This window comes from Desulfonatronum thiosulfatophilum, from assembly GCF_900104215.1.
Taxonomy (GTDB): domain Bacteria; phylum Desulfobacterota; class Desulfovibrionia; order Desulfovibrionales; family Desulfonatronaceae; genus Desulfonatronum; species Desulfonatronum thiosulfatophilum.
The window spans coordinates 213,691-239,285 of the sequence record NZ_FMXO01000003.1; the positions used below are offsets into that span (position 1 = coordinate 213,691).

Below are 25,595 nucleotides of genomic sequence, written 5' to 3' on the forward strand. Positions count from 1 at the left end.
TTGATGAAGCAGAAAATAATGATCATGTGTCGGCGGAAACGTCCAGGTAGGGACCCGACGGGTAACTGCCCAGAATCCGCAGGGTATGGCAGTTATCGCGCAGGTCAGCCAGAACCCGCTGGTATTCCTCACGGCTGATGTCGCATTCCAGGTCCACGAAAAAGACGTACTTCCATTTCTCGCCGCGAAATGGGCGTGATTCCAGTTTTTTCATGTTGATGCCTTCCCGGGCCAGCAGGTTCAGGACTGCGGCCAAGGAACCGGGCTTGTCCGGCAGGGTGAACAGGATGGACGTCTTGTCCTGATTGCCCGTTCCGGCCGGGACGGAACCGATGACCAGAAATCGGGTCCAGTTGTCCGGCTGATCCTCGATGCGCTGGGCCAGGGCGGTCAGGCCGAGCATTTGGCCGAGGCGGACATGGCCGATGGCGGCACTGTCCGGTTCCTCCAGGACCCGGCGGGCCGCGGCGGCCGTGCTTTCCGCGGGTACGATGCCGGCCGTGGGCAACTGGGCGCGCAGCCAGGCGGAACATTGCTCCAGGGCCTGGGGATGGGAATAGACCCGTTTCACGTCGGCCATCTGCCGGGCCGTGGAGAGCAGGGCGTGGCTGATCTTGCAGTAGATTTCCGCCTGAACATGGACCTCGAACTGCAGAAACAGGTCCAGGCTCTGTCCGACGGTGCCCTGCAGGGAATTTTCCAGGGGGATCACGCCCAGTTCGGCTTCCTTGCGCACGATGGCCGTGAAGACTTCATGCAGGGTCGGCTTGGGCCGGAATTCCCCGCTGTGGCCGAGGTATTCCACTCCGGCGAAGTAGGAAAACGTGCCTTCGGGGCCGAGGTAAACGATGGTTTGCGGTCGCTGCAAACGGCGGGAGGAGGAGAGGATTTCCCGGTAGATGGTACGCAGGTGCTCTTCCGGAAGCGGGCCGGGATTGGCCGCGATCAGTTTGGTCAGGAGTTCCTTCTCGCGAAAGGGTTTGAAGATGATGTCCTTCTGGTCCCGCTTCAGCCGTCCGACCTCCAGGCTGAAGGCCGCCCGGCGGTTCAGGAGGGTCAGAAGCTCACGGTCCACGGCGTCGATCCCCTGCCGCAGTTCGCTCATCCGGGTAGGAGTTTCTTCGGAGAGGGATGGCTGGCTGTTGTTCTGGCTCATGCTTCGCTGATCTCCTCGCTAATGGCCATGCCGAAATGGCGTCCCGCCGTGTCCAGGCGGCACAGCACCTCGTCGCCGGGAGCCAGAGCCACCACGCTGACCGGGGTCCCGTCAGGACGCACCAGGCGGATGGTTTCCGCGTTTTGCAGGAAGATCGTCCCCCTGCGTTCGCCGCATACCGCGACAATCAGGATCAGGGGGCGGATTTCAATCTTGGCGCGGCCGACCACGGCCAAGGATGTCCGGCCCTGGGCGTCCACGACCAGCACTTCCCTTCCGGCGGAAATTTCGCCGAGATAGGCGGTCCGGTCGCGGGGCAGCAGGGTGTAGGCATGCACGGCGCCGGCATTGATACGGAACGGTCTGGCCGCGACATAGGGATTGTCTTCGGTTTCGGCATGGACCAGGAAGGTGAAGGCGCTGGAATTGCCCACCAGCATGCCCTGGCCGGTGCGCAGCAAAGAGCAGGTGTCCACGCAGACCCGGTGGCCCAGGCCCACGGGCGTGATCTCCTCGATCCGGGCCGTGTCCAGGTCCAGGCGGCCCTCGGAGAGTTTCAAGGCGGCCACGATGGCTTTCAATTCCTGCACTGCTTCGGGCAGGACAACCACGAAATCAACGCCGCGTTCCAGGATCCCCGCGGCGAGTCGGGCCTGGTCCAGGGATGCAACCTCCACGCCCAGCCCATTACCCTGGGCCAGAATGTTTTCTACGGGAATGATCTCCCAGCCGAGACGCAGCAGGACCTTGCCCTGGGTGCGCAGGCAGTGCACGGCCTGTTCTTCGTCGGCCTTCTGTTCCAGACAGATTGTTTCCATTTCGTTCTCGGCCAGGACCTGAACGCGGCCCAGGGCCCTGATCTCGTCAACCCGGTCCGCGGGAGCAATCAGGGCGTCCACTCCGGATTCCAGGGCCAAAGTCACGGAGGTCTTGTCGAAGGGAACGGCTTTAAACCAGACTTGGGGCATGATGTTGTCCTCTTGTTGTCGCGTCTCTTTCAGCAGAGCAAGCTGCTTCGCCGAGGTCCGACTTGTCTTGATTTTACTGCAGCAGTTCCATGGCCTGGGCCACTTCCCAGTCGTCATGGACGATGCCGTGCAGGGCCTGAACCAGGCGGGAAGGCTGCTTGGCCTGGAAGATGTTGCGGCCGATGGACAATCCCGCGCCGCCGGCCTGGAGGCTGTCGTAGACCATGCGCACCAGGTCCTCGCTACTGTCCAGCTTTGGGCCGCCGGCGATGACCACGGGAACGCAGCACCCGTCCACAACGGGACGGAAGGTGTCGATGCTGCCGGTGTACGGCACCTTGACCACGTCCGCGCCCAATTCCACCCCGACCCGGGCGCACTGGGCGACTACTTCCGGATCGTACTCGCTGGGAATCTTCGGGCCGCGGGCATAGACCATGGCCAATACGGGCATGCCCCAATCCATGGCCGAAGTGGTCACCCGACCCATCTGCTCCAGCATGTGCCGCTCGGTCTCGTCGCCGAGGTTGATGTGCAGGCTGACCGCGTCCGCCCCCAGCTTGATGGCGTCTTCCACCGTGCCGACCAGGGTCTTGGCGTTGGGAAAGGGGGACAGGGACGTGCTGGCGGAAAGATGGACGATCAGTCCGATGTCCGCGCCGCGGCCGCGATGGGAGCAGCGCACCAGCCCCTTGTGCAGGATGATGGCGTTGGCTCCGCCCTCGGCAACATTGTTGATGGATTCGCGCATGTCCACCAGCCCGGAAATCGGCCCCACGCTGACGCCGTGGTCCATGGGCACGACAATGGTGCGCCCCGTGTTGCGGTTGAAAATGCGTTCCAGTCGGACGGCTTTTCCCAAGTGCATGTTTTGCATGATCTCATCTCCCCGGCATTGTCTCCAGGAGTCCGTCTCGTCGCCGCCTGAGCCAAAAAAAAGGCCGCAGGCGGTTTGCCTGCGGCCCTTTGAGAGCGGTTTATTCTGGTTTCCTATTGTATTGGATACACCGCTTCCCTCTGACCACAGGCCAATCCACGCCAAAAATAAAAAAAACCAAAATAAAAATTGGTGGAGAGGAAGGTGATTGAGGAAGGCATGGAAATAAAGCTAGTCGAAACAGTTTTTATGTGTCAAGCATTTATTTCAGAAAATTTCCTGATTACAGTAATGACGGTTCCTCACCCCGAATAAGCAAATCATCCCGGTTGTTACGATCGGAAGAGGAAGCGTCAACTTGTCAAAGGATGAGTGAACACGGGAATATCACTGCTTCTGGAGCAGAATCGACTTGCATCTTGCGGTGTTTTTTGGAAACATGCCGACGCACGTCAACACTAACCGGAGAGAATATATATGGACAAAAAAAGCTGGTTGCAGAAGTTGGAATCCATGGAGCAGGAACCGAGAGAAGTTGAGACTCCTGAACCGGAACCGTATACTTTGCGAGAAGCTTTGGAAGGCCGTGGAAAGCAATTGATTCTTGGCGGCGTTGGCTTGTTTGTCCTGATCATCATGGTGATCATCATCTCGTCCGGTCGGGGCGGGAATCCGGATCGGGACTTCAGCGACATTCTGGCCCGGCTGGAGAGCATCGAGTCCAGGATTATGGGGTTGGAAAATCAGGAGAGCGGACGCCAGCAGGCTTTGGTCCGGATGCAGGGCGATTTCAGTATCCTGACCATGCGGGTGGACAAGCTTTCCCGGGAAATGAAGGAGCAGGTCGCTGAAGTCTCCAGCCCGCCGGCAACGCGGCAAACCGCGCAAGCCGCGGCGCCCGCTCCGCAGCCTGCCCGGCAACAAACGGCCGCTCCGGCACCCGCTCCCACCCCGGCTCCGGCTCCCGCACCAGCTCAGGTCGCTTCATCAGCCCCGGCACCGCAACGTCCGGCAGCCTCCAGGGGAGTAACCCATGAGGTGCAGCCCGGCGAGACCCTGTTTCGCATCAGCCGGACCTACAATGTGAGCGTGGATGACATTCGCCGCCAGAACAACCTCAGCGGAGACCGGATCAACCCAGGTCAGGTCCTCACGATCAGGCCTTAGAGCAATTTCCAATCCGGTTCGCGCTTTCGTTGAACAGATCAGTCAGACGCGTGCGCGAGCCGGATTTTCCTTCCTCCAGATTTCAGAGCAACCGCAAGTTCCAGTTGAACGGGGATGTCCGGGGCCGCTGATCTAGTCCCGCAGGAAGTTTTTCCTCAAGCTGGATGAAGATGCGGTACCCCGCGGATTCGATTTTTTCTCTGTAAGGGCGCAAGTCCAGGGTCCAGTCCGGATAGACCCAGAGATTCTGCTGGTATTTGCGCGTCCATGCGATTTCGCCTTTGGGGCTGACCAAAGGCTTTTCCGGGACCAGTTCCTCGGCCTGCAGGCGTGAGACGCAGAAAGGCAACATTCCTTCGATAATAATTCCCAGTGGCAGACTGGCCTGTTCGGGCAGGGCCAGGAGAGACTCTTCGTCCAGTTCCGGGCTGACCACGGCGCCGTCGTATCCGATTTGCCGCAGTTGATCTATGGCCAGGGCATTTGCCGTGTTGCAGAAGGGGCCGGCCCAGATTTCCCGATCCGTCATGGAGATCGGGGAATCGAATAGGGAAAGCTGCCAGGATGCATTGCAGATAAAAAATGTCGCTCCAGCAGATTGGACCTGCTCCAGGGCTTTGCGCCAGATATATTCCTCTTCCGGCCAGATCACCGGCGGCAGCCACCAGCACAATCGGCGGCAGGTTTCCCTGCCCATGTGCTCCAGGAATTTCGGGTCCAACCACATTGCCTGGGCAACTTTTTCCTGGCTTCGTCGCGGCCTGCGGGAGACCGTCATGGTTCGCCCGCGGCCCTCGAAGCGAGCGGCTCGAGGCAGAGTCGGGGCAAAGGACGAGGCCTGAACATCATCCGATGCGAACTGGTTCAGCTCGATTTCAAGTTGCTGGATCAGTCGTTTCAATTCCGGTTCACGACGATCAATGAGCCAGACAGGGGCTCCCGGCGGCGGGGCCGTACTCTTGGGCGTTGTGCCTCCTGGTCTGCCATCGAAGGAACGTTTCGTTTTATCGGAAGCTTTTTTTCCTTGTTCCACGGCAAGGTTGAATTGTGCGCCTTTGGGGACGAACCGGGTGACCCGCAGGACCCTGTGCCATGGCTGATCCTCGGAGCCGAGCCGCAACAGATCACCCGGATGCAGGGGAAGCCGTGGCCGGATGAAGGCGGTTTTTGCATCCTTGGGAATGTGCCCGGCCAAAAGCCCGGAAGCGAGGTGCGTGTTCGGAGCCAGGGGCGTGTATTTTCGTTGGGGCAGGAATCCGGCATGGGATCCGGGGCGGCCGAGAGCCATTTCCAGCAAGGCAGCGGCTTCTTTTCGGGCGCGGACCGAATTGCTTTCGTCCCGGAGGAGGCGGTATGCGGTGACGGTGTAGAAAACATAGTGGGCGCTTTTCTTGCGGCCCTCGATTTTCCAGGTGCGAACTTCCGGGATGTCCAGCAGGGTTTTGACCAGCACGTCCAGGCTGAGATCCTGGCAGGAGAAATAGCTCCCCATGCGGCCCTCCTGTTTGTAAACCCGTCGGCACGGCTGGACGCAACGCCCCCGCAACCCGCTTTTGCCGCCCATGTAGCTGCTCCAGTAGCAGCGTCCGGAGACGGCGTAGCACAGCGCGCCGTGGACGAAGACTTCCAGGTTCATGCCCGATGGGCAAGCCTGGGCCATCTGCTTGATTTCATCCAGATGCAGTTCCCGGGGCAGCACCACCTGCCGCACGCCGAGGCGCGCCGCGGTCTCCAGGCCTGAGGCCGTGCTGACGCAGGCCAGGGTGGAGAGATGCACCTCGCCGGAGAAGCCGGTCTGGCGGGTGAGTTCCAGCAGTCCCAGATCCTGAAGAATGAGTCCGTCCGGATGGACGTGGCGCTGCAACTGGTCCACCAGATGTCCGGCGGCAGTGAGATCCCGGGGCTTGAGCAGCGCGTTCATGGCCACCAGGACCTTGCAGCCCTTGGATTGGGCCAGCTGGGTCAGGTCGGCCAGTTCGCGCAGGGAAAAATTCTCCGCTTCCATCCTGGCCGAGAAGTGCTTCAGGCCGCAGTAGACGGCGTCGGCTCCGGCAGCCAGAGCCGCCAGGAAGGCCTGTCGGTCTCCGGCGGGAGCAAGTATTTCCGGCTTGAAGGACGGGGAGCTTGTTTCATTGAGTTGCATGGAGTTCCTGGGAAATCGATGATGAGGATTGATTCGCGGCCAGCTCAAGGATGATTGCGAACTGGTCCGCGGTTACGGGCTGGACGGAAAGTCGGCTGCCTTTGCGCAGCAGTTCCATGCCGGTCAGTGCCGTGATGGTGCGCAGCATGGGCAAAGGCAGGGGATGGGCGAACTTTTGCATCAGGCGGATGTCCACCATGTCCCATGCCGGTTTTTCCGGCGTGGATCTCGGATCAAAGTGGTCGCTTTGGGGATCCCAGGCAGTGTGGTCCGGATAGGCTTCACGGACAATTTCGACCAGACCGACCACGGAAGGGTTGACTTGGCTATGATAATACAGGGCCTGATCCCCGGTGCGCATATCGCGCATCAGGTTGCGGGCCTGATAGTTTCGCACCCCGTCCCAGTATGTGGTCTGGTTCGGGGCCGCGGCAAGGTCGTCGATGGCAAAGCAGGTGGGCTCGCTTTTGAGCAGCCAGTAGTTGGGCATGGTTTGGCTCCAGGCGGCAATGGGAATAGGGGGTTCGGACAGATTCCCGCCGGAGTGGGAAATGCCCGAGACGAAACCTGGTTTTGTGGAATCAAAATCGTGTTCCACCGTATAGGTCAGAACGAGCTGGTCCTGCTCGCTGGAAGGCGGAACGACGACCTGGAAACGGATCAGGCGAGCGTCCACGGTTTCATGGGGATGGCTGGATTGCGTGAGCCGCCAGTCACCGTGCACATACTCCTCCAGGATCACCCGCTGCGGTTCGTTCTTGCTGTTGCGGACCCGGATCTCCCAGGTGTAGCGGGCCATGTTCTTGCCGATCTGCTCATGGGAGAGCATGCGCCGCTCCACGTTTACGTCAAAGGCCTGACCCATCTTCAATTCCACGTCCGCGTCCCGTGGGGTGTGATCAATGCGATCCTCGCCAATGAACAGGGTGCTGCCGTCCCGGCTTTCCTGATAGGCCCGGACGATTCCTTTTGGAAGAGGCATGCCCAGTCCGTTGTCTTCGGCGTTCTTGAAGATCAAGAAGACGTCGACGCCCTGTTTGATGGTTCCCTGCCCGGGGCCGGGATATCCGCTGTAGCGGGAGACAAGCTTTTTCTCCAGCAGCATGTCCGGAGCCTGCAGCAGGCTGACCTGTTTGGTCTGGCGGTTGGCCATGTGCACCGGACGGGGCAGGCTGTAGAGGTGGTACTCGAAAAAATCTTCCTGCTGCATCTGCTCCGCGACCATGGGCGCGGCCATGACCATGTCGCGGCGTATTCGGGTCGGTTCGGGGCGAACCACATGCACATCGCCGGCAACCAGTTTCAGGGCGGCATCCGCAAAGGCCATGCCGGACTGGTTGTCCAGAGTGACCCAGCCGGACAAGGAGGCCCGGTCGTTGTCGCGGTCCACCTTGAGCACGTAATCGGCACGCCAGCTCATGCCTCCGGCCAGGTAGGAGACGTCAATGTCCTGCCGAACCGGGCCCAGATTGTTCACCAGCCAGACCAATGTCGGCCTGGGCCGTAGTCCTTCCGGCATTTCGGCCAGATAGACCGAGTCGTAGTCGCCGACGTAGATCTGACCCTCAACCTGGAAAATCGGGCGATCGTTATTGGCCAGCAGTGTGGCTTCGCGAAGGATGGTTGCCTTGCGGTCGTGGGGATCGGGCAGAACGACCTGCAGGGATCGCCCGACATAACGATCCAGCAGGTTCTGCACACTGATCAGGTCATACTCGTAGTTCATGTCCAGCACGGCAAAGTCTTCCGGAGCGGTCCGTGAGCGAACCTGCAACGTCGAGGCCGCAATGGTTTCGGCGACACCGCTGAACTCAACCGTTCCGGTTCCGGTGGGCAGTTCCAGCTCGCGGACCTCGTTGATCAGGGCCTGACCGTGATTGTAGACGGTGACGGTCAGGGATTTGGTGGTCCCCCCCCAGGATAACTGTGCCGAAAAGACCAGGAGAACAAAAAGAAGAATAAGATTTAATAATTTCATGTATGCCTTCCTCAGCAGAATGAACGTTGAGTATACGCCGGAGCGGGTGTTGAAGAGCCGGCGAGGGGCGTGGTTGCCTGTACACGGAAATGCGCTGCAAGGGAGATTGCCGGATGAACGTGGATTTTGTACATCACACAGGCAATGGGATTTCAGCAGCGGACTTCTCTGGAATCCATTAGAGAAATATGGGCAGAACCGGCTTTTCGACGAGACCCGTTTCGCCGGCAATATTTAATCTACAGCGATGCGAAGCGAGAGGTCAATGACAAGTATCCGTTTTCTCTCAACGGGCAATGGTTGTTCCGATGAAGACGTTGCCGCCCTTGGCGGCAGCCTCAATCGCTGAAATGTCGCCTTTAACTTCATCCGAGGAGTTCTCATGTCCAAGCGGATCGCTTTTTGCGGCTGCCTCGTTGTCATGTTTTTCTTTGCCGGGGCGGAACGAAGCTATTCCGCGGGTTCCGGCCATGACCTGGGTTATGTCCAGCAGCATGCCCTGGCGGGTGATGCAATGTTTCAGCATCAATTGGGGTTGATCTACGGCGAGGGTCGCGGCGTGCCGCGTGATTCGGAGTCGGCGTTCTACTGGTTTACCAAGGCAGCCGAGCAGGGACATCTGGAGTCCCAGGTCAATCTGGGAGCCATGTACGCCATGGGGGTCGGGGTGCAGCGAAATTATCTGCATGCCGCCCATTGGTACCGAATCGCCGCTGAACGGGGGCACCCGGAAGCCCAGAACAATCTGGCCATCCTCTTCGAAGAGGGACTGGGATTCGCTCCGGACAAGAACCAGGCGCTGCGCTGGTACACCGAGGCTGCAAATCAGGGCCACCCAGAGGCATTGTATAATCTGGCCCAATTGCATCTGGAGCAGGAAGATGCGGAAGAGAACGTTCAGAAAGCCTTGGATCTGCTCGTTGCTGCAGCTGAAAGAGGCTATGCGCCGGCGCAGTATCACGCCGGATATTTGCTGGAGCGGGGCGAGGGCGTGAAACAGAATCTTCACATAGCCGCCGCCTTGTACAAGATGGCCGCGCAACAGGGACTGCCCGAGGCGCAGCTCAATCTGGGGGTGATGTATCTGACCGGTCAGGGAGTCTCCCAGGAAAACGTGCTGGCCTACAAGTGGTTCATCCTGGCCGTATTCCATGGGCTTGAACAGGCAGCCGAAGCAATGAATCTGGCTGAAACACGCATGACGCCGGGACAGATCAGCGATGCCCGCAGACAGGCCGAGCAGTGGGTTCTTCAGCGGCGTGCCGGACAATGATCTTCAGACCTTATTATCCACGACGGAGTCGAGTGCCGTTGCCGGATTTCCCTTCCATCTTGGATGCTTCACGGAGTCGTGAGTGCAGATAGTCTTGTATCAACCAGAAATACCTCCGAATACGGGCAATATTGCACGGCTCTGCGCGGCGACGCAGACTCCGCTGCATCTGATCGAACCCCTGGGATTTCGGCTTGAGGATAAATATCTGCGTCGGGCGGGACTGGACTATTGGAAGCACGTCCAGGTTCGGGTCTGGCCGAACTGGGAGGAGTTTCTTGAGGGAATCAGTCCTGGCCGCCTGGTATTCAGCAGTGCGAGAAAAGGAGTTGAGCTCCATCAGTTTCCATTTCAGGAGCAGGATTTGCTGGTGTTTGGGCCGGAAACCAGAGGTCTGCCTCCGGAACTGCTTGCAAACGATGCGCCCTGCATCCGCGTGCCGATCTGGGGAGAAGTGCGCAGCCTGAATCTGTCTACTTGTGCCGGAATCGTACTCTACGAAGCATTGCGCCAGACGGGAGGCATTCCGTAAAACCTCCCAAAAGGCATGCGTCAGGCGTCATCGCCGCTTCACAAGCAAGGCCCGGGAAGTTTTTGACTTCTCCCGGGCCTTGCTGTTTGGTACCCTTTGTTCAACAGGAAACGACATCCGTCTCGATGCTCAGACGATTTTTCCCCCCACAATTGTCTGCTCGGGGGCAATAAATTTTGCCGTTGCCGCCAAGGCCTCTTCCAGCTTGTTCTTGCGGTGCTGCCACATCCCCAAGAGAACGACGATGCCGATGCCTATAGCATCGCTGAGGAGGTTCGGCTGGAAGCAGAGGAAGGTGGCGCCGCCGAAAATGATCCATTCCACCATGGTAGTCCGTCGCAACAGATAGAACATGGACCAGGCCGAGAACGCCACCGTGCCGATGGCCGCGGCGAAATAGACCGAGGCGATTCCGGCCCACCCCGCGTCACCCGTGACGGCTTCATCCCAGCCGATATAGAGGGTCATGGCCGGTTCGTAGGCAAAGAGGAAGGGCATGACATAAAGCAGCTTGGAAAACTTGAAGGCCGTCCAGCCTGTTTTCCAGGGATCGGAACCGGCAATGGCCGCGCCGGCGTAGGCGGCCACGCAGACCGGCGGCGTGATGTTCGAATTCTGGCTGAACCAATAGACGATCATGTGACCGGCGATCAAACCGACGCCCATCTCATGGAGGGCGGGTACGGCCAGTACGGCCACGATCAGATATGAGGCCGTTACCGGTACGCCCATGCCCAGGATCAATGAGGCCAAGGCGATGAGGATCAGTGCCGGCAACAGGTGTCCGCCGGAAAGAGAAATAATGATGTCCGAGAACTTGAGACCGATGCCGCTCAAGGCAATGGTGCCCACGATGATCCCAATGACTCCCACTGTGGCGCCGATGACCAGTGTGCTTTTCGCTCCGGCGACCAAGGCCTCCCAGACCTGCTGTGGGCCCATCCTAAATTCCGGATCAAACTGGCTGATCAAGATGCAGGACAACGTCGCCCAAAATGCGGCGTTGCCCGGAGAATAGCCGATGAGCATCATGACGATGATGATTACCAGGGGCACGCACTTATACCAGTGTCGCTTGAATATGGCAGAGGGTGACGGCATGTCGTCCAAGTCGAGCCCCTTGATATTCATCTTTTTGGCCTCGAAATGGATCATGGTGAAGACGGACAGGAAATACAGTATCGCCGGAAAGATGGAGATGAGCATGATCTGGACGTAGGGCGTATTGGTCAGCTCGGCCATGATGAATCCGCCCGCGCCCATGATCGGGGGCATGAACATGCCGCCGATGGAGGCCGCCGGCTCTATGGCTCCGGCAACATGCGGCCGGAATCCGGCTTTTTTCATCAAAGGGATGGTGAAGGCGCCGGTGGTCACGGTGTTGGCAATGGCCGATCCTGAAACCGAACCGAAAAAAGCCGAGGCCATGACGCAGACCTTGGCTGGGCCGCCGATGGAGCGCCCGGCAAGGGCCAGGGGCCAGTCGATAAAAAAACGCCCCACTCCGGATTTTTGAAGGAATGCGCCGAAAAAAATGAAGAGAATGACGTATGTGACCAGAACGCTGGCCATGACGCCGAACACGCCGTCCTGGGTCAGAAAAAGATACGGAGCCAGACGGTCGAGGTCAAAACCGCGGTGGGCGATGGCCGAGGGGAAATACGGGCCGAAATATCCGTAGGCGAGAAACAGGACCCCGCCCATGGTGATGGACCAGCCCAGAACCCGACGGCAGACTTCCAGAGATATGATGATCCCGACAATGCTGACCCAGACATCCATCTGGGTTTCCATGCCCGCGCGGTAATTCAGGTTTTCAAACTCGAAGATCCAGTACCCGATGACTCCCGCGGATATCAGCGCCAGGAGAACATCCACCACCGTCGGGCGGGTCTGGTTCGAGTGTCTCCAGAAAGGAAAGGAGATAAAAATCATGATATACGTCAAAAAGACATATACCCCGCGGTGATACTGATCGCTCACCGGACGAATGCCGGCGGCGTAGAAATAAAAGAGCACCATGCAAAGACCCATGATGGAAATCATCCATTTCCAGACCCCGGTCAATTTCCGGCCGGTCTTGGCATCCTTGGCCTGAATCCGCTTCAACTCTTCCTTGCGGGCAACGGACATTTCCTGTGGGTCAGTCATGTACAAGCTCTCCGAGTGCTGTGAAGGTCTGGTTGGTGAAATTCATTCGTCGGTCTTTGCTTTCTTAGCGGAACAGGCCTGACGTCGACTATTCATGGGCATGCATCATGCGGCTCGCTACACTGGGGATATTTTGGGCACGTGTGGTTGCGACCAATCGGTTTCGCTGTGAAAGAAACAAAGTAGTCCCGCAGCCTTGCAAAGCTCCGGGACTACGTATTTGTAAGGTTAAACTAAGGTTTCAGATTTTCAGGGATGGCAACTCCCTGCTCGGACCAGAATTTGGCAGCTCCAGGGTGCAGGAGTACGGAAGCACCGTTCAGACCGCCTTCAATGGACATCTCCCGGGCCGCGGAATGCGCGGTGACCATGTGCTGCAGGCCTTCCGGTGAATAGATGATCTTCAGAGCATCGTAGACCACGTCGTCGGAAACCTTCACATTGGTCATCCAGAAGGTGGAATCCTGGAAAGTGACCACCGGCTCGCTCTGCCCGCGGTAGGTGTCCGCGGGAATTTCAACCCGGGCGTAGAAGGGGAATTCGGAGTAAAAGCCGCTTTCCTCGGCATCCTTGTGCAGATTTACCAGCGCGATATTGTCCTGGGTGGCCGCTTCAATAATCGAGGCATTGGGATAGCCGACAAGAACCCAGAACGCATCGATCTTGCGATCCTTGAAGGCTGAGGCAGCCGGAGAATAGCCCAGAAATTGCGGATTGATGTCATCCCACAGACCCATGTGCCGGAAAAAACGTTCCGCGGCCAAGGCTGCTCCGGAACCGGCATTGCCCACGGCAACCCGTTTCCCGGCCAGATCCTTGGCGGAGTTGATGCCGGCATCCGCACGCACGACCAACTGTGCCGGTGCGCCGTACAGATAGCCCATGGTCCTGACATTGACGTATTCTCTGTCGTCATTGGGCAGTTGACCATTGCGGCCAAGGTAGGCGTCGCCGGCGTACACAATGCCGAAATCAACCTGGCCGGCATGGAGCCTTCGCAGATTTTCACCGGAACCGCCGGAACCTTCAGATGAGATTTCCACATTGGTCATGGCTCTGGACAGATAAATGGAGATGCCGTTTGCAAAATAATTGAATGTGCCCCCGGTCGGGCCGCCGCCGAAAGCGAGGAATGAGGCGCGTTGGGCTTCGGCGGGGGTGACTCCGAAAGACAAGGCCAATGCTGCCAACCCCATCAGAAACGTCATCAATTTTGTTCTCATCTGGCTCTCCTTGGCTGAAGGTGTTTTGAAAGTGATTAAAGGATTCTGATCACAATACTGCATTCTTTTTTGCATGAATCATTTTGAAGTTGTCAGTGCTCTCCCATGAAAGGAGGAAAATCATCGGTAAGCGACATTAAACTTCATTCGTTCGACGGCAAAATTTTCGTCTGCCGTGATATCGACCTTTGCGGAGAATCCGGGTAGAAAATTGCTTATCGTAGCATTGGTATGGAATGATTGTTCACAGCCTGACAAGGCAAGCCGGACCATTTTACGTCTTGACGTCGATGCATATGCTGAGAATTTGCGCGAAACCTTGAATCCTCCGGAGGTAAGACCCCATGACCAAAGAGAAGGACTATTATCATTCCCTGTACGAAGTGGCCAAGGTAATCAATTCCAGCCTGGATCCCTCACTGGTATTGGACGCCATCACCCAGCAGGTGACCAAAGCCCTTGATCTCAAGGCCTGCTCCATCCGCCTCCTGGCTGACGACGGCAAGAATCTCTTGATGGGCGCTTCCCATGGACTCAGCAAAGGCTACCTGCGCAAAGGCGCCGTTGAAGTGGCCAAGAGCGGGCTGGATCAGGAGGCGCTCTCGGGGAAGCAGGTCACCATTCGCGAGGCCTGTTCCGATCCGCGTTTTCAGTATCCGGAAAAAGCCAAGGAAGAGGGAATCTCCTCCGTCGTGGTCTTGCCGCTTCTGGCCGAGGAAAAAGCCATTGGCGTGCTGCGGGGTTATTCGGAGCAGTGCCGGGATTTTTCAGAGGAGGAAATCGAATTTCTGACCATCATTGCCAACCTGAGTGCCATTGCCATTGAAAATGCCCGCCTACACCATCGTCTCAAACTGGATAGCGAGCTGCAGACAGCCTACGACTACCGGCTCTTTGATGATTAAGGATGAGAGAACGCAAAGTGTTTTCCCTTGCGAATCGGTTTTACTTTTGTGAAAGTAAGGATAGGTAGATATGCAAAAAATAAATATTGGAATTAATGGGTTCGGCAGGATCGGTCGCCAAGTGCTCAAGGCGATTCATGAAAAGCACGCCGACAGACTGCAGGTGGTGGCGGTCAACGATCTGTTCGATGTTGCCACCAATGTTCATCTCTTCAAGTTCGACACGAGCTACGGGCGGTTTCGTTTCGAAGCCGGGGCCAGCGAGAACCAGATGACCATCGGCGACTGGACCGTGAGTAGCTTTGCCCAGCGTGATCCCTCCCAGATTCCATGGCAGGATGTAGGGGTGGATATTGTTCTTGAATGTACCGGAATTTTTCGGTCCAGGGCCACTGCCGGTCAGCATCTGCAGGCCGGGGCGAAGAAGGTGATAATTTCGGCTCCAGCCAAGGAGGAGGATGTAACCCTTGTCCTGGGGGTGAATCAGGACCGGTACGATCCTCAAAAGCACCACATTCTCTCCAATGCCTCCTGCACCACCAACTGCTTGGCGCCACCGGTCAAGGTGCTGCACGACGCCTTCGGCATCGTCAAGGGCACCATGACCACGGTCCACTCCTACACCAATGACCAGCGCATCCTGGATTTGCCGCACAAGGATCTCCGGCGGGCCCGGGCCGCGGCCTGCAACATTATTCCCACGAGCACCGGCGCAGCCAGAGCCCTGGCACTGGTCATGCCCGAGATGAAAGGGCGCTTCGACGGGTACTCCCTGCGGGTGCCCACGCCCACGGTCTCGGTGGTGGATTGTTCCATTCTTCTGGAGCGCGAGACCACTACCGAGGAACTCCGCGCCACGTTGAAGTCCGCGGCGGACGGACCACTGCACGGCATCCTCGGCTATGCCGACCTGCCGCTGGTTTCCTCGGACTTCATCGGCGACGATCGCTCCAGCATCGTGGATGAGGAATTCACCCTGGTCATGGGCGGTCAGGGCAACCTGATCAAGCTGGTGGCCTGGTACGACAACGAATGGGGATACTCCTGCCGTCTTGCGGATCTGGCGGCGTTTTTGGCTGAGAAGGGATTGTAACGAGGCTTCGGCTGATCCGCGGTTCACGGATGGATAAAGAATTGGCAGGGGCGCACGAGAGTGCGCCCCTTGTTCGTGATCGCCTGAAGACGATCTGAAGTTTACTGCAGGACGGTCAGCGGGCGAGCGGTTTCAGCTGTTATCATCCCAGATAGGGATCTTCTTTCATGAGGTAGGTGTGGATGTAATCGGCCACGCCGGTTTCCAGGGAGCCGAAGATGACGGGACATCCGAGATCGTACAGGCGATTCATGCTCGCTTCGGTGTAGTATTGATATTTTTCGCGTATGGCCTCCGGCATGTCGATGTATTCGACATTGAACGGCTGCTCCATGGCTGAAAAAACGGCGCGGGCCAGATCATTCCAGCTTTTGGCTTCGCCCCGTCCCAGGTTGAAGATGCCGTTGACCTCCCGGTTCTCGAGCAGCCACCAGACCACATCCAGGCAATCCTTGACGTAGATGAAATCGCGCTGCTGGGCGCCGTCGGCGTAATCAGGCCGGTGGGACTTGAACAGGCGCAGCCTCCCGGTTTCCAGGATCTGGCGATAGGCCTTGCAGACCACGCTCATCATATCGTTCTTGTGATATTCGTTGGGACCGAAGACATTGAAGAACTTCAACCCGACCATCCGGTCCGTCAGGTTGTTGCGCAGGGCCCAGAGATCAAAGAGCTGCTTCGAGTAGCCGTACATGTTCAGCGGCTTTAAACGGGGCATCATCTCCGGGTCGTCGTCGAAACCCAGGACTCCGTCGCCGTAGGTTGCCGCGCTGCTGGCATAGATGAACCGGACGTCGTGGCGCAGGCAGAACTGGGCCAGGATCTTCGTGTAACGGTAATTGTTCTCCATCAGGTATTCGGCATCGGTTTCCGTGGTGGAGGAGCAGGCCCCCATGTGCAGGATCGCCTGCACCTCCGGACCCAGTTTCCCCTGTTCCAGAAGCTGCAGAAACGTGGCCTTGTGCAGATATTCCGAATAGCGCAGGTTGACCAGATTCTTCCACTTTCCCCCCCGCCCCAGATCATCCACGACAAGGATGTCCGTGATGCCCTGCTGATTCAGTTTCCAGACCAGGGCGCTGCCGATGAATCCAGCTCCCCCTGTGACGATGTACATAGGCGTCTCCCGTTGCAATACGAGTGTTCGTGCGTTCCGGTTGAGGCTCTACCCCGGAGCCGTGTTTGGTGGCAAGTTCGGTCATCCGTCGAGATTCTGGTTCTTGAGACGGAGTTTCAACGTTGAGGGCAGAGCCGAGAAGGTGACAAAAATATTGTTTTATGATTGGAACAGTGTCCAGCGCATCTTGTAAAGATGTCAGGCTCACGTTGAGCGCTGCTCACGAGATTTATTTTGCAACTACTCAGCTGAGGTCCTGCTTGCCTTGATTTTGCGGCCTCGCAGACTCCTTCGCCGGCTTCGTAACATCAAACCATTGCGTGAATAAACAGCATTTTGGAGCTTCAAGTGCTTGGCAATGGTTTGATGAACGAATCCTGGCTCAGTCAAACATGCGAGACCACAAAATCAAGGCAAGCACGACCAATCCTGTGTACTTTCAGGGTATGCTGAATAGTTATTTTATTTTTATTGCTCTGTTGATCAAGGAGAACAGCCATGCTGGCGATTTTGGATTATGAAGCCGGGAACCAGACCAGTGTCCGGCGGGCACTGGATTTTCTGGGTATCCCATGTTCAATCACCGCTGATCCGGACGTACTGCTCGGGGCTGCCGGAGTGATTTTTCCGGGAGTCGGCGCAGCCGGACAGGCCATGGAGGAGCTGCACTCAAAAGGCTTGGACAGGGTTCTGGGCGAGGTGGTGCGCACGGGAAAACCTTTGCTGGGCATTTGCGTGGGGTGTCAGATTTTGCTGGACTACAGCGCGGAAAACGATACCTCCACTCTGGGCATCCTGAGCGGAGAATGCCGAAGGTTCGATCCTTCCTGGACGGATGAGAGCGGGCGGAACCTGATCATCCCGCACATGGGCTGGAATGGATTCCAGCGCAAGAAGGAATGCAGCCTGCTGGACAACGTCCCGGACGAGGCGGAATTCTACTTCGTGCACAGCTACTTTCCGGTGCCCGCTCCCGAATTGGTCCTGGCAACCACGTTCTACGGCCGGGAATTCGCGTCCCTGTTCGGCCGCCCCGGTCTCTGGGCCACCCAGTTCCATCCGGAAAAGAGCGGACGACCCGGTTTGACCCTGCTCGCCAACTTTTACGCCTACTGCAACGAGGTGGCCCATGCTCAGTAAACGCATCATCCCCTGCCTGGACGTTCGGGACGGCAGACTGACCAAGGGCGTGAAGTTCAAGGGCAACGTGGACATCGGCGATCCCGTGGATATGGCTCGGTTCTACTCCGACGAAGGGGCCGACGAACTGGTGTTCTACGACATCACGGCATCCAGCGAAGACCGGGGCATTATGCTCCGCGTGGTGGAAGAGGTGGCGTCCAAGACCTTCATCCCGTTCTCCGTTGGCGGCGGCATTCGCAACGTCGCGGACATGCGGGCCGTGCTGCTGGCGGGTGCGGAAAAGATCTCCGTCAATTCCGCCGCGGTGCGGACGCCGGAGATCATCTCCCAGGGAGCTGCTGCATTCGGGTCCCAATGCATCGTGGTGGGCATGGACGTGCTGAAGGTGGATACGAGCCAATCCATTCCGTCAGGGTACGAAGTGGTCATCCATGGGGGCCGTACTCCCACCGGCCTTGACGCCCTGGCCTGGGCCGGAAAGGTGCAGGAACTGGGAGCAGGTGAAATCTGCCTGAATTCCATTGATGCCGACGGCACCAAGGAAGGTTACGAGTTGACCTTGACCCGGTTGATCTCCGAGGCCGTATCCATTCCAGTGATCGCTTCAGGCGGCGCCGGCAAGCCGGAGCATCTGGCCGACGCCCTGAACCAGGGGCTGGCTTCCGCGGCCCTGGTGGCCTCCATCGTGCATTTCGGCGAGTATTCAATTCGGGGAATCAAGGACATCCTGGCTGATCAAGGCATCAAGGTCCGCCAGGTGTGGTGAGGGCTAAAATAAGAAGTCGCAATAAAAAAGCGCTCCGTGCGCCTCTCGCCTCGTTGAACTTCAATGGAGGAGAGAGGCGCACGGAGCGCTTTCATTTATATGCAAAACGGAATTTCTGCTGCCGATGCTACTCCACCGGATCATCAGTCGGATGGTCGTCGTCCGAAATGGCTTCGTACGTGCCGCCGCGTCCTCCGGATTTGTGCATCAAGCGGCAGGGCCCGACCACGATGTCCTTTTGTACAGCCTTGCACATGTCGTAGATGGTCAGCGCAGCCACCTGAACCGCCATGAGAGCTTCCATTTCCGCGCCGGTCTGCCCGGTGCAGCGAATTTCGGAATCGATGATGATGCGCAGGCGTTGCACGTCCACGGTGAAGCGCAGATCGACATAGGACAGGTTTAAGGTGTGGCACAGGGGAATCAGTTCGGAGGTTCTTTTGGCCGCCATAATTCCCGCAACCTTGGCTGTGGCCAGGACGTCCCCCTTGGGCAGGGCCTTTTCCAGGAGCAGGTCCAGGGTCTTCGCGGAGAGTATGATTTCGCCGCGGGCCATGGCCAGGCGCTGGGTCTGTTCCTTGTCGCCAACATCCACCATGGTCAAATCGCCATTCTCCGTCATATGAGAAAACATTGCGCCCATACTGTCATCCTTTTACGGCATCTTTTGCCTTTTTGAAGAGGCGCTTCACCTTTTTCATGGGCCGGTCATCTTCCAGGCGGGCAAATTCGCGCAAGAGTTCTTCCTGCTTGCCGGTCAACCTGGTAGGAATCATCACCTGGACTTCGACCAGCAGGTCTCCCCGATGGCTGCTGCCAAGATGGGGCAAGCCCATTCCGGAAATCTGAAAGACATGTCCGCTCTGGGTACCTTTGGGGATATCCATGGGGACGGGGTCGTCCAGGGTGGGCACCTCGATGCGCGCGCCGAGAGCGGCGTCCACGAAGCTGATTTCCTTCTTGACCACCAGGTTTTGTCCCTGGCGACGAAAAACATCGTCCTCCTGCACATGAATGACCACGAAGAGGTCGCCGGGTGGGCCGCCGTACAAGCCCGGTTCGCCTTCCCCGCGCAGGCGCAGGCGGCTTCCATTGTCCACGCCGGCCGGAACCCGGACTTTAAGTTCCCGTATCTTGCGTACGATGCCTCGGCCATGGCAGGTCCGGCAGGGCGTGGTGATGATTTCTCCCTGACCTTGGCAAATCGGGCAGGTTACGGCTAGGCGAAAAAAACCCTGACTCTGGTGAATCTGGCCCTGGCCTCCGCATTGTTGACAGGTTTCCGGTCTTGTTCCCGGGGCCGCACCTGATCCGCTACATTCCTCGCAGGTTTCGTTCTTGGGCAGCTCCAGTTCAATTTCTCTGCCTTTGGCCGCATCCCGGAAGGACAGCGTCAGGTTGTAGCGAAGATCCGCTCCGGCCTGAGGCCTGGGACCGCGATTTCCATATCCGAAAAACTCACCGAATATGTCGCTGAAGGTCGAGAAAATGTCGTCCGTGTTGCGAAAGCCCTGAAAACCGGAATTGTTGAGTCCTTCATGGCCGAACCGGTCATAATGGGCGCGTTTTTGTGGATCGCGAAGCACTTCGTAAGCTTCCGCGGCCTCCTTGAACCGTACCTCGGCCTGTGGATCATCCGGATTGCGGTCCGGATGGTACTTCATGGCCATGCGTCGATAAGCCTTCTTGATTTCCTCTTCCGACGCATCCCCGGGTACTCCGAGGATTTCATAAAAATCCTTTCGTTGCGCCATGTTACTTTGTCACGCCAATGACCGCGGCTTGCTGAATGTCCTCAGAAGGCAACACCTTGCCCGCGGCTATTTCACGGAGCGCGGTGACGATGTCCTTGTTGTCGCTTTCCAGCAGCGGCTTGTACCCTTTGCGATATTGCTGGACCCGCTTGATCGCCATCTGAACCACAAGAAATCTATTATCCACCTGCTGCAAGCAGTCTTCAACAGTAATTCTGGCCATATATCCTCCAGGGAGTTTCTTTAATTTACAAAACTTTACCTTTTATCAAGGAACGTGTGTCGCGTCAATGATGATTATTGTCGAAAAATAATTTCACGATCCAAGGTTGATGGGAGTGCGGAAGTTGTTTAAGCCATGGCGCCGCAATGCGGCAATCTTCAAGAGAAGGAATAACCATGACGCGTATCGGAAAATTGGCCTTTGCCCAAAAAAAATGTCTCGGCCAAACAGGCTTGTTGATGCAGCGTTTGGGCATGGTATGGCCCGGGGCACGAGTCGGCGTGGCCGTATCCGGCGGAGTGGACAGCTGGGTGTTGCTCCAGGTTCTCCTGTTGCGGCAACGAATCGTTCCATTCCCCTTTGAAGTGATGGCTGTCCATCTCAATCCCGGTTTCGATCCGGTCAGCCATGCGCCCTTGTCGCCCTGGCTGCAGGCGCATGGGGTCGCGCTTCATGCGGAACAGACGGATTTTGGTCCAATGGCGCACAGCTCCGCAAACAGAAAGAATTCTGCCTGTTTTTTGTGCAGTTGGCACCGGCGCAAACGCCTTTTTGAGATTTGTCGACAATACAATCTGACGCATCTGGCGCTGGGCCATAATGCCGATGATCTGGTACTGACATTTTTCTTGAATTTGTTCCGTAATGGACGTGTGGAAGGCATGACGCCCAAGGAAGATTATTTCAAAGGAGAACTGACGCTGATCAGACCGTTGTTGCTCGTGGATAAGCCGATGATCCGCAAGGCAGCCAAGCAATGGAACTTGCCTGTCTGGAGCAATCCCTGCCCATCGGCAACGCAGAGTGAACGCGCCAAAACCGAAATTTGGCTCCGGAAAATCGTATCCGAGGATCCGGCAATGCACGGCAGTGTCTATGGTGCATTGAAGCGGTGGCAGCTTGACGTGATGAAGGGAAATTTTTAGGAGTCGGTCAAGCTTGACATGTTGGCGTGTAACATGTGAATTGGCCGCTATTAAGCTGCGGAATGCTGTACAATCATTAAGGTGGCGTGCAAAACTTCAAAGCTGATGCAAATTATATGAACGGGCAGAAGTAACGGAACAAAATATCCCGAGGTTGCATTCGATGTGACCGATCATGGTCTGCCTAACTTACAAATCTTCGGCTCTGATAAAGTCTGCTGAGTCTCAAAGGTTCAAAGGGTCCAATGATTAGAAAAAAATACCAAATCCTTGTCTTCAAGGATAATGCCGGTACCTGCAACACGTTCACTCTTCATATCTGGATGTGTTTGCTGACAGCCGGCATTTTTTTTGCTTCTGTGGGCTTGAATCTCCACTTTTTCCATAACCGTCTGAATGCCGACACCATGCAGGACAAGCTTCATCAGGCTCAAAGAAATTTGGAAAATCAGCAGACCCAATTCCTCATTTTGACCGAAAAAATCGAAGAGCTTGAAACTCAAGTCAATCAGGTTTCACGTTTAAATGCCAAGATTAGAGTCATGGCCAACCTTGATTCTGAACACGTTCCGGCTTCCTTCTCTCTGGGGGGGGCGGAAAGAATGGGATTTACGGACCAGTATGCGACAACCCATCGCCAGGAACTGCTGGTTCGTAAGATGCACAATTTTTTGGAGCAGTTGCGTGCAGAAGCTAAACTGGAGCAGATCCGTCAGGAGGAACTGCTTGCAAAATTGCGAGATAACCAAGGTTTTTTCGCGTCCACTCCTTCCATTTGGCCAACCGATGGCTGGGTGACGTCTGATTTTGGCTATCGCCGTTCTCCGTTCACGGACAGAAGGGAGTTCCACAAAGGGATCGATATCGCCGGCCCTCCAGGAACGCCGATCTACGCGACGGCCAAGGGGCGGGTTCTCTCCGCCGACAGGGATGGGGCCTACGGTTTGACCGTGACCATCGATCATGGTTCGGGCATCGTCACACTCTACGCGCACATGCAGCGGATCAACGTGAAAACGGGGCAGGATGTCAGTCGCGGCGAATTGATCGGCTACATTGGCAGCACCGGACGCACCACCGGTCCTCACCTGCATTACGAAGTCCGGTTGAACGGCATGCCGGTTGATCCCAAAAGATACATCCTGAATTAACGGGTACTTTTGCGATTTCAAGCCGGCAAGCTGAACCGGAGATTTCCTCTATTTAGATCTTCTACCGACATACTCGGATGGTGATCTTGAATTCTGATACATCATTTCTGGCTCTTCGACGTTGGATGTGGAATTGTGCAACAGCCTGACTATTGCATGATCCTTGTTCGGAGCCACTGCCGGAGGCATCCCCGTCCTTCGCCCACGATTAAACACGATTAAATGTGTCGCGTGAAGCCAAAACCGTCAAGGCATGGCGTTAGCCATCCCTGAAGGGGCTGCCTTGATGGGCTTGGCGCTCGTGCCATTATCGAGGGGGTGATACGACTCTCCGGGTGCTACATGGTTTGAGGTCAATTCCACATCCAAAGTCGAGGAACCTAAATGAAAGGATCCTACTCCATAAAAAAAGGTATATCTGAGCGATAGAACCGCCGGCCATGTTTTGCTTTCAGACTTTTAGGACGTGGTGGCTGGCCAAAGGCGAGATTTTGCAGCACGTCCATGCGGTTGAATGGCTCGAGGGGGGAGCGCCAATCGGGTTGCCGAGCACTTCGATGGTGATGGCTCCTGTGGAACGCTCACCGGTAACTTTCCATTCCGGTCCAGCGATGTACAGTTCGAAATCATTTTGCTCCACCGGCAACGGCTGGGTGGGCACGGACCAAAACAAGTGGTTTGGCGGATAGTAGAACGCCATCACGAGCGAACGAAGAGACCAGAGGCTGCTTGCCGGTCCGGCATAGAGGTCGAGAATGCGAGGATCCGGGCCATGATAGCCCTGGGTGACGATACCTTTGCGCAACGCGCGGCGGGCCAAAAAATATTGCCACGTCACATCGAGAGCCCGTCTCGCCTCACCTGGCGTTACCGTCTCGGAGTAGCTTTCAGCTCCAGCGACAAGGGGGCAGACGCGGCAATTCGATAATGAACGCTGCGCCCGAGAATTGGGAAGCCGTGCGGGCCAATCAAGTATCTGTAGTTTGCAAGGAATTTTTGTTGTGTGTTTTGAATAAATGTCGAATCCCACTGCGGGTCAATGCGGTTGATCCAGGTTAATGCGTAGTGAAAACCCCAAGCGCTGTAGAAGTCCACATGTCCTGATGGACCATCCCTGAACCAGCCATCGCCGAGATCAAAATCCTTGATCCGGTCAAAAGTGCTCCCGCACCCCCCTGATTTGCGAAGGATATCCAAGAGCGGTGATGACACGATCAATCAAGACAAAGAAAAGATGCCAGATGTTGTCGAGCCCTGGTCGGCCATCAACAAGCGAGAGCCAGTCCACGTCGGCCTTGCGTTGATGCATGGTCAAGCCTTCCCACACGGAGTCGCGAAACAACCAAAGTGCCAGCGCGATATCAGCTGCTTCAACGATTCGTTTGATTGCTTTTGCCTGGCATGTCGCCCCAGTATGACGATGCATTAGGGTCGGTTCCCGCGAGCAGGCCGCGCTTGAACTCTTCAGGAATCGAAAGACGGGTACCTTGCGCCAGGATTATTTCCGAATTGCGGCCTGATGCGCACCATGCTCCGAACAAGGCATAGTCCGAGCAAATCCTTCGAGTGCATCGCATTCCGTTCCACTCCAGCTTGGCAGTCCAGGATAGATTGCACCCGAACCGGATGCGTTACGATAACGATATGTCGCCCACGTCGTGGGCCAAGTATCGCACAGATTATCATAATCTGAAACCGGAACCGGATCATTTGCGAAACCCTCAAGAAGTTTTTCAGTAGATTTGGGAAATCGCCAACTACGCATTATGGTTGGCATCTGTTGCATCAGCCCCACCGACAGCCGTATTCCTTTTAAAATTTTTACTATGTTTTTCTTCATCAAGACCTCCTGCATAGAGACTCCGTCATTCATGTCGGAGAGGAAATGCAGTCTTTTGAAAGTTGATAGCCATACCCATCACCGCGTTGCGGCAATTTGCATAAACGATGGGGAATTCCCTGTACCACTTCGCCAAGCGTTTTGATGTTGAAACTGCTTGTAGCCCTGACAGCAAAACGGCCAAAGTGTATTCTCGCTTTTTTTTCGGAAGGCACGTCCCGCCCGGACCAGTTTATGGGTTCGCCTTCCCTGGCATTAATCACGTCGCGCTTATGCCTTTTTTACGGAGACAACCCGCTCCAACGCCTTCACCAAGTCTTTCATTCGCACCGGCTTGGATATGTAGTCGTCCATGCCCGCATCCAAGAACTTCTCACGGTCTCCGATCATGGCATAGGCGGTCAGGGCGAAGATCGGGATGTCCTTTTTGTTACCTAAAGATGTGGACTGACGGATCTCCTTGGTCGCATTAACCCCATTCAGCACCGGCATTTGCACATCCATCAGAATCACGTCAAAGTCCTGGGCCGCAAGCAGGTCCAGTACCTGTCTGCCGTCCTCGGCATGCGTCACGTGATGGCCTGCTTCTGCAAGCAGCTTGCGGATCGACAGGGCATGGGTCGGTTCGTCCTCGGCCAGGAGGATGCGCAGGTTTTGACCTCCTTCTTTTTGTGTAGCCGTGGTCTTGGTTTGGGACGTATCAACTTGTAGCTTGAATGGCAGGACCACATGCACTTCTGTTCCTTCTCCCGGCTGGCTGTCGATTCCAATCCGGCCGTTCATCATTTCAACCAGCCGTTTGACGATGGCCAAGCCAAGACCTGCGCCCTGGTAGCTGCGCGTATATCTAGTCGAGCCTGAAAAATCCGATATTTTCGTTACAGGATCATCATAGAAGGCTGACGGGTTGTGGTGCCGAAAAACAGCCAAAGCGTAAAAAGGGCAAAAAAGTGTTCGAACTTCCGAATCCACTTCCTGAAATTGAATGCCGCGGCAGCCATGAACAGGTTGATCGCGTCGCCGAGAACCCCTTTCAGGTAGTTTCGGGACAAGCGATGATCCTGTTTCAGGTGACCAATTATCGGCTCTATTCCTGCTCTACGGCGAAAACGCTCACGGGCGATCCGCCGTTGATAGGGGCTATCGCTTTTCTTCGGACGCCCTGGCCGCAGGATTTTGGTGTCGCCTACATTTTGGTAGCCCCTGTAA

The 25,595-nt window shown here is 56.6% G+C and carries 27 protein-coding genes and 1 pseudogene; 9 read left to right on the forward strand and 19 right to left on the reverse strand.

Annotated elements, in window-relative coordinates:
- Window positions 1-22: 22 nt before the first annotated feature.
- From pheA to BLP93_RS03695, 3 genes are all read right to left on the reverse strand, one after another.
- Window positions 23-1,156, reverse strand: a complete 1,134-nt coding sequence (pheA, locus tag BLP93_RS03685) for a prephenate dehydratase (RefSeq protein WP_092117337.1) — start codon at window positions 1,154-1,156, stop codon at window positions 23-25.
- The gene (locus BLP93_RS03690) at window positions 1,153-2,124 is read right to left on the reverse strand and encodes a 3-dehydroquinate synthase II family protein (protein WP_092117339.1); all 972 of its coding nucleotides are present in this window, start codon (window positions 2,122-2,124) and stop codon (window positions 1,153-1,155) included. The genes pheA and BLP93_RS03690 overlap by 4 nt, the downstream gene beginning before the upstream one ends.
- 73 nt (window positions 2,125-2,197) lie before the next feature.
- Window positions 2,198-2,992, reverse strand: a complete 795-nt coding sequence (locus BLP93_RS03695) for a 2-amino-3,7-dideoxy-D-threo-hept-6-ulosonate synthase (RefSeq protein WP_092117398.1) — start codon at window positions 2,990-2,992, stop codon at window positions 2,198-2,200.
- Window positions 2,993-3,478: 486 nt separating this feature from the next.
- Between BLP93_RS03695 and BLP93_RS16570 the strand changes: the two genes are divergently transcribed.
- Window positions 3,479-4,168, forward strand: a complete 690-nt coding sequence (locus BLP93_RS16570) for a LysM peptidoglycan-binding domain-containing protein (protein WP_139162904.1) — start codon at window positions 3,479-3,481, stop codon at window positions 4,166-4,168.
- A gap of 82 nt (window positions 4,169-4,250) precedes the next feature.
- Here the strand turns inward: BLP93_RS16570 and BLP93_RS03710 are convergent, their stop codons facing one another.
- The 3 genes and pseudogenes from BLP93_RS03710 to BLP93_RS17570 form a co-directional block, all read right to left on the reverse strand.
- Entirely contained in the window at window positions 4,251-6,311 is a 2,061-nt protein-coding gene (locus BLP93_RS03710) for a peptidase U32 family protein (protein WP_092117345.1), read from the reverse strand.
- Complete coding sequence (locus BLP93_RS17340) at window positions 6,298-6,801, reverse strand: EVE domain-containing protein (RefSeq protein WP_244148632.1); 504 nt, start codon at window positions 6,799-6,801, stop codon at window positions 6,298-6,300. Before BLP93_RS17340 ends, BLP93_RS03710 begins: the two co-directional genes overlap by 14 nt.
- 246 nt (window positions 6,802-7,047) lie before the next feature.
- Window positions 7,048-8,289 (reverse strand): annotated as a pseudogene (locus BLP93_RS17570) (DUF4139 domain-containing protein); the annotation flags it as partial.
- A gap of 382 nt (window positions 8,290-8,671) precedes the next feature.
- Between BLP93_RS17570 and BLP93_RS03725 the strand changes: the two are divergent.
- Window positions 8,672-9,562 carry a tetratricopeptide repeat protein gene (locus BLP93_RS03725; RefSeq protein ID WP_092117351.1) on the forward strand — a complete coding sequence of 297 codons (891 nt, stop codon included), beginning with the start codon at window positions 8,672-8,674 and terminating at the stop codon, window positions 9,560-9,562.
- 82 nt (window positions 9,563-9,644) lie between these two features.
- The gene (locus BLP93_RS03730) at window positions 9,645-10,094 is read left to right on the forward strand and encodes a tRNA (cytidine(34)-2'-O)-methyltransferase (protein WP_092117353.1); all 450 of its coding nucleotides are present in this window, start codon (window positions 9,645-9,647) and stop codon (window positions 10,092-10,094) included.
- A gap of 129 nt (window positions 10,095-10,223) precedes the next feature.
- Here BLP93_RS03730 and BLP93_RS03735 read toward each other — a convergent pair whose 3' ends face one another.
- The gene (locus BLP93_RS03735; RefSeq protein WP_092117355.1) at window positions 10,224-12,245 is read right to left on the reverse strand and encodes a TRAP transporter permease; all 2,022 of its coding nucleotides are present in this window, start codon (window positions 12,243-12,245) and stop codon (window positions 10,224-10,226) included.
- Between the two features lie 233 nt (window positions 12,246-12,478).
- On the reverse strand, window positions 12,479-13,468 hold the full coding sequence (locus BLP93_RS03740) for a TAXI family TRAP transporter solute-binding subunit (protein ID WP_244148628.1): 990 nt from the start codon (window positions 13,466-13,468) through the stop codon (window positions 12,479-12,481).
- Between the two features lie 344 nt (window positions 13,469-13,812).
- Here BLP93_RS03740 and BLP93_RS03745 point away from each other — a divergent pair, with 344 nt between their 5' ends.
- Window positions 13,813-14,373, forward strand: a complete 561-nt coding sequence (locus BLP93_RS03745) for a GAF domain-containing protein (protein WP_092117356.1) — start codon at window positions 13,813-13,815, stop codon at window positions 14,371-14,373.
- A gap of 70 nt (window positions 14,374-14,443) precedes the next feature.
- A complete protein-coding gene (gene gap / locus BLP93_RS03750; protein ID WP_092117357.1) occupies window positions 14,444-15,466 on the forward strand; it encodes a type I glyceraldehyde-3-phosphate dehydrogenase in 1,023 nt (340 codons plus the stop codon).
- Window positions 15,467-15,608: 142 nt separating this feature from the next.
- On the opposite strand, the gene rfaD is transcribed toward gap, so the two are convergent.
- Window positions 15,609-16,583: an ADP-glyceromanno-heptose 6-epimerase gene (gene rfaD, locus BLP93_RS03755; protein WP_092117358.1), complete on the reverse strand. Its 975-nt coding sequence runs from the start codon at window positions 16,581-16,583 to the stop codon at window positions 15,609-15,611.
- A gap of 498 nt (window positions 16,584-17,081) precedes the next feature.
- On the opposite strand from rfaD, the gene hisH reads away from it, so the two are divergent.
- Window positions 17,082-17,723, forward strand: coding sequence for an imidazole glycerol phosphate synthase subunit HisH (gene hisH / locus BLP93_RS03760; protein WP_092117359.1), 642 nt, complete (start codon window positions 17,082-17,084; stop codon window positions 17,721-17,723).
- Complete coding sequence (gene hisF, locus BLP93_RS03765) at window positions 17,713-18,492, forward strand: imidazole glycerol phosphate synthase subunit HisF (RefSeq protein ID WP_092117361.1); 780 nt, start codon at window positions 17,713-17,715, stop codon at window positions 18,490-18,492. The genes hisH and hisF overlap by 11 nt, the downstream gene beginning before the upstream one ends.
- Window positions 18,493-18,619: 127 nt before the next feature.
- Here hisF and moaC read toward each other — a convergent pair whose 3' ends face one another.
- The 3 genes from moaC to rpoZ are packed head-to-tail and all read right to left on the reverse strand — an operon-like array spanning window position 18,620 to window position 20,469.
- Entirely contained in the window at window positions 18,620-19,126 is a 507-nt protein-coding gene (gene moaC, locus BLP93_RS03770; RefSeq protein WP_341844731.1) for a cyclic pyranopterin monophosphate synthase MoaC, read from the reverse strand.
- 13 nt (window positions 19,127-19,139) lie between these two features.
- Window positions 19,140-20,246 (reverse strand): molecular chaperone DnaJ, encoded by a 1,107-nt coding sequence (gene dnaJ / locus BLP93_RS03775; protein ID WP_092117365.1) that lies wholly within the window; start codon window positions 20,244-20,246, stop codon window positions 19,140-19,142.
- A gap of 1 nt (window position 20,247) precedes the next feature.
- Window positions 20,248-20,469: a DNA-directed RNA polymerase subunit omega gene (gene rpoZ / locus BLP93_RS03780; RefSeq protein WP_092117367.1), complete on the reverse strand. Its 222-nt coding sequence runs from the start codon at window positions 20,467-20,469 to the stop codon at window positions 20,248-20,250.
- Window positions 20,470-20,645: 176 nt separating this feature from the next.
- Here rpoZ and BLP93_RS03785 point away from each other — a divergent pair, with 176 nt between their 5' ends.
- Window positions 20,646-21,395: a tRNA lysidine(34) synthetase gene (locus tag BLP93_RS03785; protein WP_092117369.1), complete on the forward strand. Its 750-nt coding sequence runs from the start codon at window positions 20,646-20,648 to the stop codon at window positions 21,393-21,395.
- A gap of 233 nt (window positions 21,396-21,628) precedes the next feature.
- Here the strand turns inward: BLP93_RS03785 and BLP93_RS17350 are convergent, their stop codons facing one another.
- Window positions 21,629-21,898 carry a hypothetical protein gene (locus BLP93_RS17350; RefSeq protein ID WP_244148629.1) on the reverse strand — a complete coding sequence of 90 codons (270 nt, stop codon included), beginning with the start codon at window positions 21,896-21,898 and terminating at the stop codon, window positions 21,629-21,631.
- A gap of 39 nt (window positions 21,899-21,937) precedes the next feature.
- Here BLP93_RS17350 and BLP93_RS03790 point away from each other — a divergent pair, with 39 nt between their 5' ends.
- A complete protein-coding gene (locus tag BLP93_RS03790; RefSeq protein ID WP_244148630.1) occupies window positions 21,938-22,546 on the forward strand; it encodes a M23 family metallopeptidase in 609 nt (202 codons plus the stop codon).
- A gap of 451 nt (window positions 22,547-22,997) precedes the next feature.
- Here the strand turns inward: BLP93_RS03790 and BLP93_RS17525 are convergent, their stop codons facing one another.
- The 6 genes from BLP93_RS17525 to BLP93_RS16585 all read right to left on the reverse strand — a co-directional run bounded on the left by BLP93_RS17525 (window position 22,998) and on the right by BLP93_RS16585 (window position 25,561).
- Window positions 22,998-23,522, reverse strand: coding sequence for a DUF2264 domain-containing protein (locus BLP93_RS17525; protein ID WP_425248215.1), 525 nt, complete (start codon window positions 23,520-23,522; stop codon window positions 22,998-23,000).
- Window positions 23,414-23,758: a DUF2264 domain-containing protein gene (locus BLP93_RS17655; protein WP_425248214.1), complete on the reverse strand. Its 345-nt coding sequence runs from the start codon at window positions 23,756-23,758 to the stop codon at window positions 23,414-23,416. The genes BLP93_RS17525 and BLP93_RS17655 overlap by 109 nt, the downstream gene beginning before the upstream one ends.
- Complete coding sequence (locus BLP93_RS17530) at window positions 23,700-23,972, reverse strand: DUF2264 domain-containing protein (protein WP_139162905.1); 273 nt, start codon at window positions 23,970-23,972, stop codon at window positions 23,700-23,702. The genes BLP93_RS17655 and BLP93_RS17530 overlap by 59 nt, the downstream gene beginning before the upstream one ends.
- Window positions 23,973-24,044: 72 nt before the next feature.
- Window positions 24,045-24,386: a hypothetical protein gene (locus BLP93_RS16580; RefSeq protein ID WP_139162906.1), complete on the reverse strand. Its 342-nt coding sequence runs from the start codon at window positions 24,384-24,386 to the stop codon at window positions 24,045-24,047.
- 270 nt (window positions 24,387-24,656) lie between these two features.
- Window positions 24,657-25,358, reverse strand: coding sequence for an ATP-binding response regulator (locus BLP93_RS03810; protein WP_092117379.1), 702 nt, complete (start codon window positions 25,356-25,358; stop codon window positions 24,657-24,659).
- Window positions 25,265-25,561 (reverse strand): transposase, encoded by a 297-nt coding sequence (locus BLP93_RS16585; RefSeq protein ID WP_425248216.1) that lies wholly within the window; start codon window positions 25,559-25,561, stop codon window positions 25,265-25,267. The genes BLP93_RS03810 and BLP93_RS16585 overlap by 94 nt, the downstream gene beginning before the upstream one ends.
- Between the last annotated feature and the right edge of the window lie 34 nt (window positions 25,562-25,595).

What these genes read in the sequence shown, in the direction of transcription:
- moaC (WP_341844731.1), bottom strand. Translation starts at nt 19,126, where the DNA reads ATGTTTTCTCATATGACGGAGAATGGCGATTTGACCATGGTGGATGTT.
- BLP93_RS03740 (WP_244148628.1), bottom strand. Translation starts at nt 13,468, where the DNA reads ATGAGAACAAAATTGATGACGTTTCTGATGGGGTTGGCAGCATTGGCC.
- BLP93_RS16580 (WP_139162906.1), bottom strand. Translation starts at nt 24,386, where the DNA reads ATGAAGAAAAACATAGTAAAAATTTTAAAAGGAATACGGCTGTCGGTG.
- BLP93_RS03695 (WP_092117398.1), bottom strand. Translation starts at nt 2,992, where the DNA reads ATGCACTTGGGAAAAGCCGTCCGACTGGAACGCATTTTCAACCGCAAC.
- hisF (WP_092117361.1), top strand. Translation starts at nt 17,713, where the DNA reads ATGCTCAGTAAACGCATCATCCCCTGCCTGGACGTTCGGGACGGCAGA.
- BLP93_RS17530 (WP_139162905.1), bottom strand. Translation starts at nt 23,972, where the DNA reads ATGCATCGTCATACTGGGGCGACATGCCAGGCAAAAGCAATCAAACGA.
- BLP93_RS03710 (WP_092117345.1), bottom strand. Translation starts at nt 6,311, where the DNA reads ATGCAACTCAATGAAACAAGCTCCCCGTCCTTCAAGCCGGAAATACTT.
- gap (WP_092117357.1), top strand. Translation starts at nt 14,444, where the DNA reads ATGCAAAAAATAAATATTGGAATTAATGGGTTCGGCAGGATCGGTCGC.
- BLP93_RS03735 (WP_092117355.1), bottom strand. Translation starts at nt 12,245, where the DNA reads ATGACTGACCCACAGGAAATGTCCGTTGCCCGCAAGGAAGAGTTGAAG.
- BLP93_RS17340 (WP_244148632.1), bottom strand. Translation starts at nt 6,801, where the DNA reads ATGCCCAACTACTGGCTGCTCAAAAGCGAGCCCACCTGCTTTGCCATC.
- BLP93_RS03785 (WP_092117369.1), top strand. Translation starts at nt 20,646, where the DNA reads ATGACGCGTATCGGAAAATTGGCCTTTGCCCAAAAAAAATGTCTCGGC.
- rfaD (WP_092117358.1), bottom strand. Translation starts at nt 16,583, where the DNA reads ATGTACATCGTCACAGGGGGAGCTGGATTCATCGGCAGCGCCCTGGTC.
- dnaJ (WP_092117365.1), bottom strand. Translation starts at nt 20,246, where the DNA reads ATGGCGCAACGAAAGGATTTTTATGAAATCCTCGGAGTACCCGGGGAT.
- pheA (WP_092117337.1), bottom strand. Translation starts at nt 1,156, where the DNA reads ATGAGCCAGAACAACAGCCAGCCATCCCTCTCCGAAGAAACTCCTACC.
- hisH (WP_092117359.1), top strand. Translation starts at nt 17,082, where the DNA reads ATGCTGGCGATTTTGGATTATGAAGCCGGGAACCAGACCAGTGTCCGG.
- BLP93_RS03690 (WP_092117339.1), bottom strand. Translation starts at nt 2,124, where the DNA reads ATGCCCCAAGTCTGGTTTAAAGCCGTTCCCTTCGACAAGACCTCCGTG.
- BLP93_RS03745 (WP_092117356.1), top strand. Translation starts at nt 13,813, where the DNA reads ATGACCAAAGAGAAGGACTATTATCATTCCCTGTACGAAGTGGCCAAG.
- BLP93_RS03790 (WP_244148630.1), top strand. Translation starts at nt 21,938, where the DNA reads ATGGCCAACCTTGATTCTGAACACGTTCCGGCTTCCTTCTCTCTGGGG.
- BLP93_RS03725 (WP_092117351.1), top strand. Translation starts at nt 8,672, where the DNA reads ATGTCCAAGCGGATCGCTTTTTGCGGCTGCCTCGTTGTCATGTTTTTC.
- BLP93_RS16570 (WP_139162904.1), top strand. Translation starts at nt 3,479, where the DNA reads ATGGACAAAAAAAGCTGGTTGCAGAAGTTGGAATCCATGGAGCAGGAA.
- rpoZ (WP_092117367.1), bottom strand. Translation starts at nt 20,469, where the DNA reads ATGGCCAGAATTACTGTTGAAGACTGCTTGCAGCAGGTGGATAATAGA.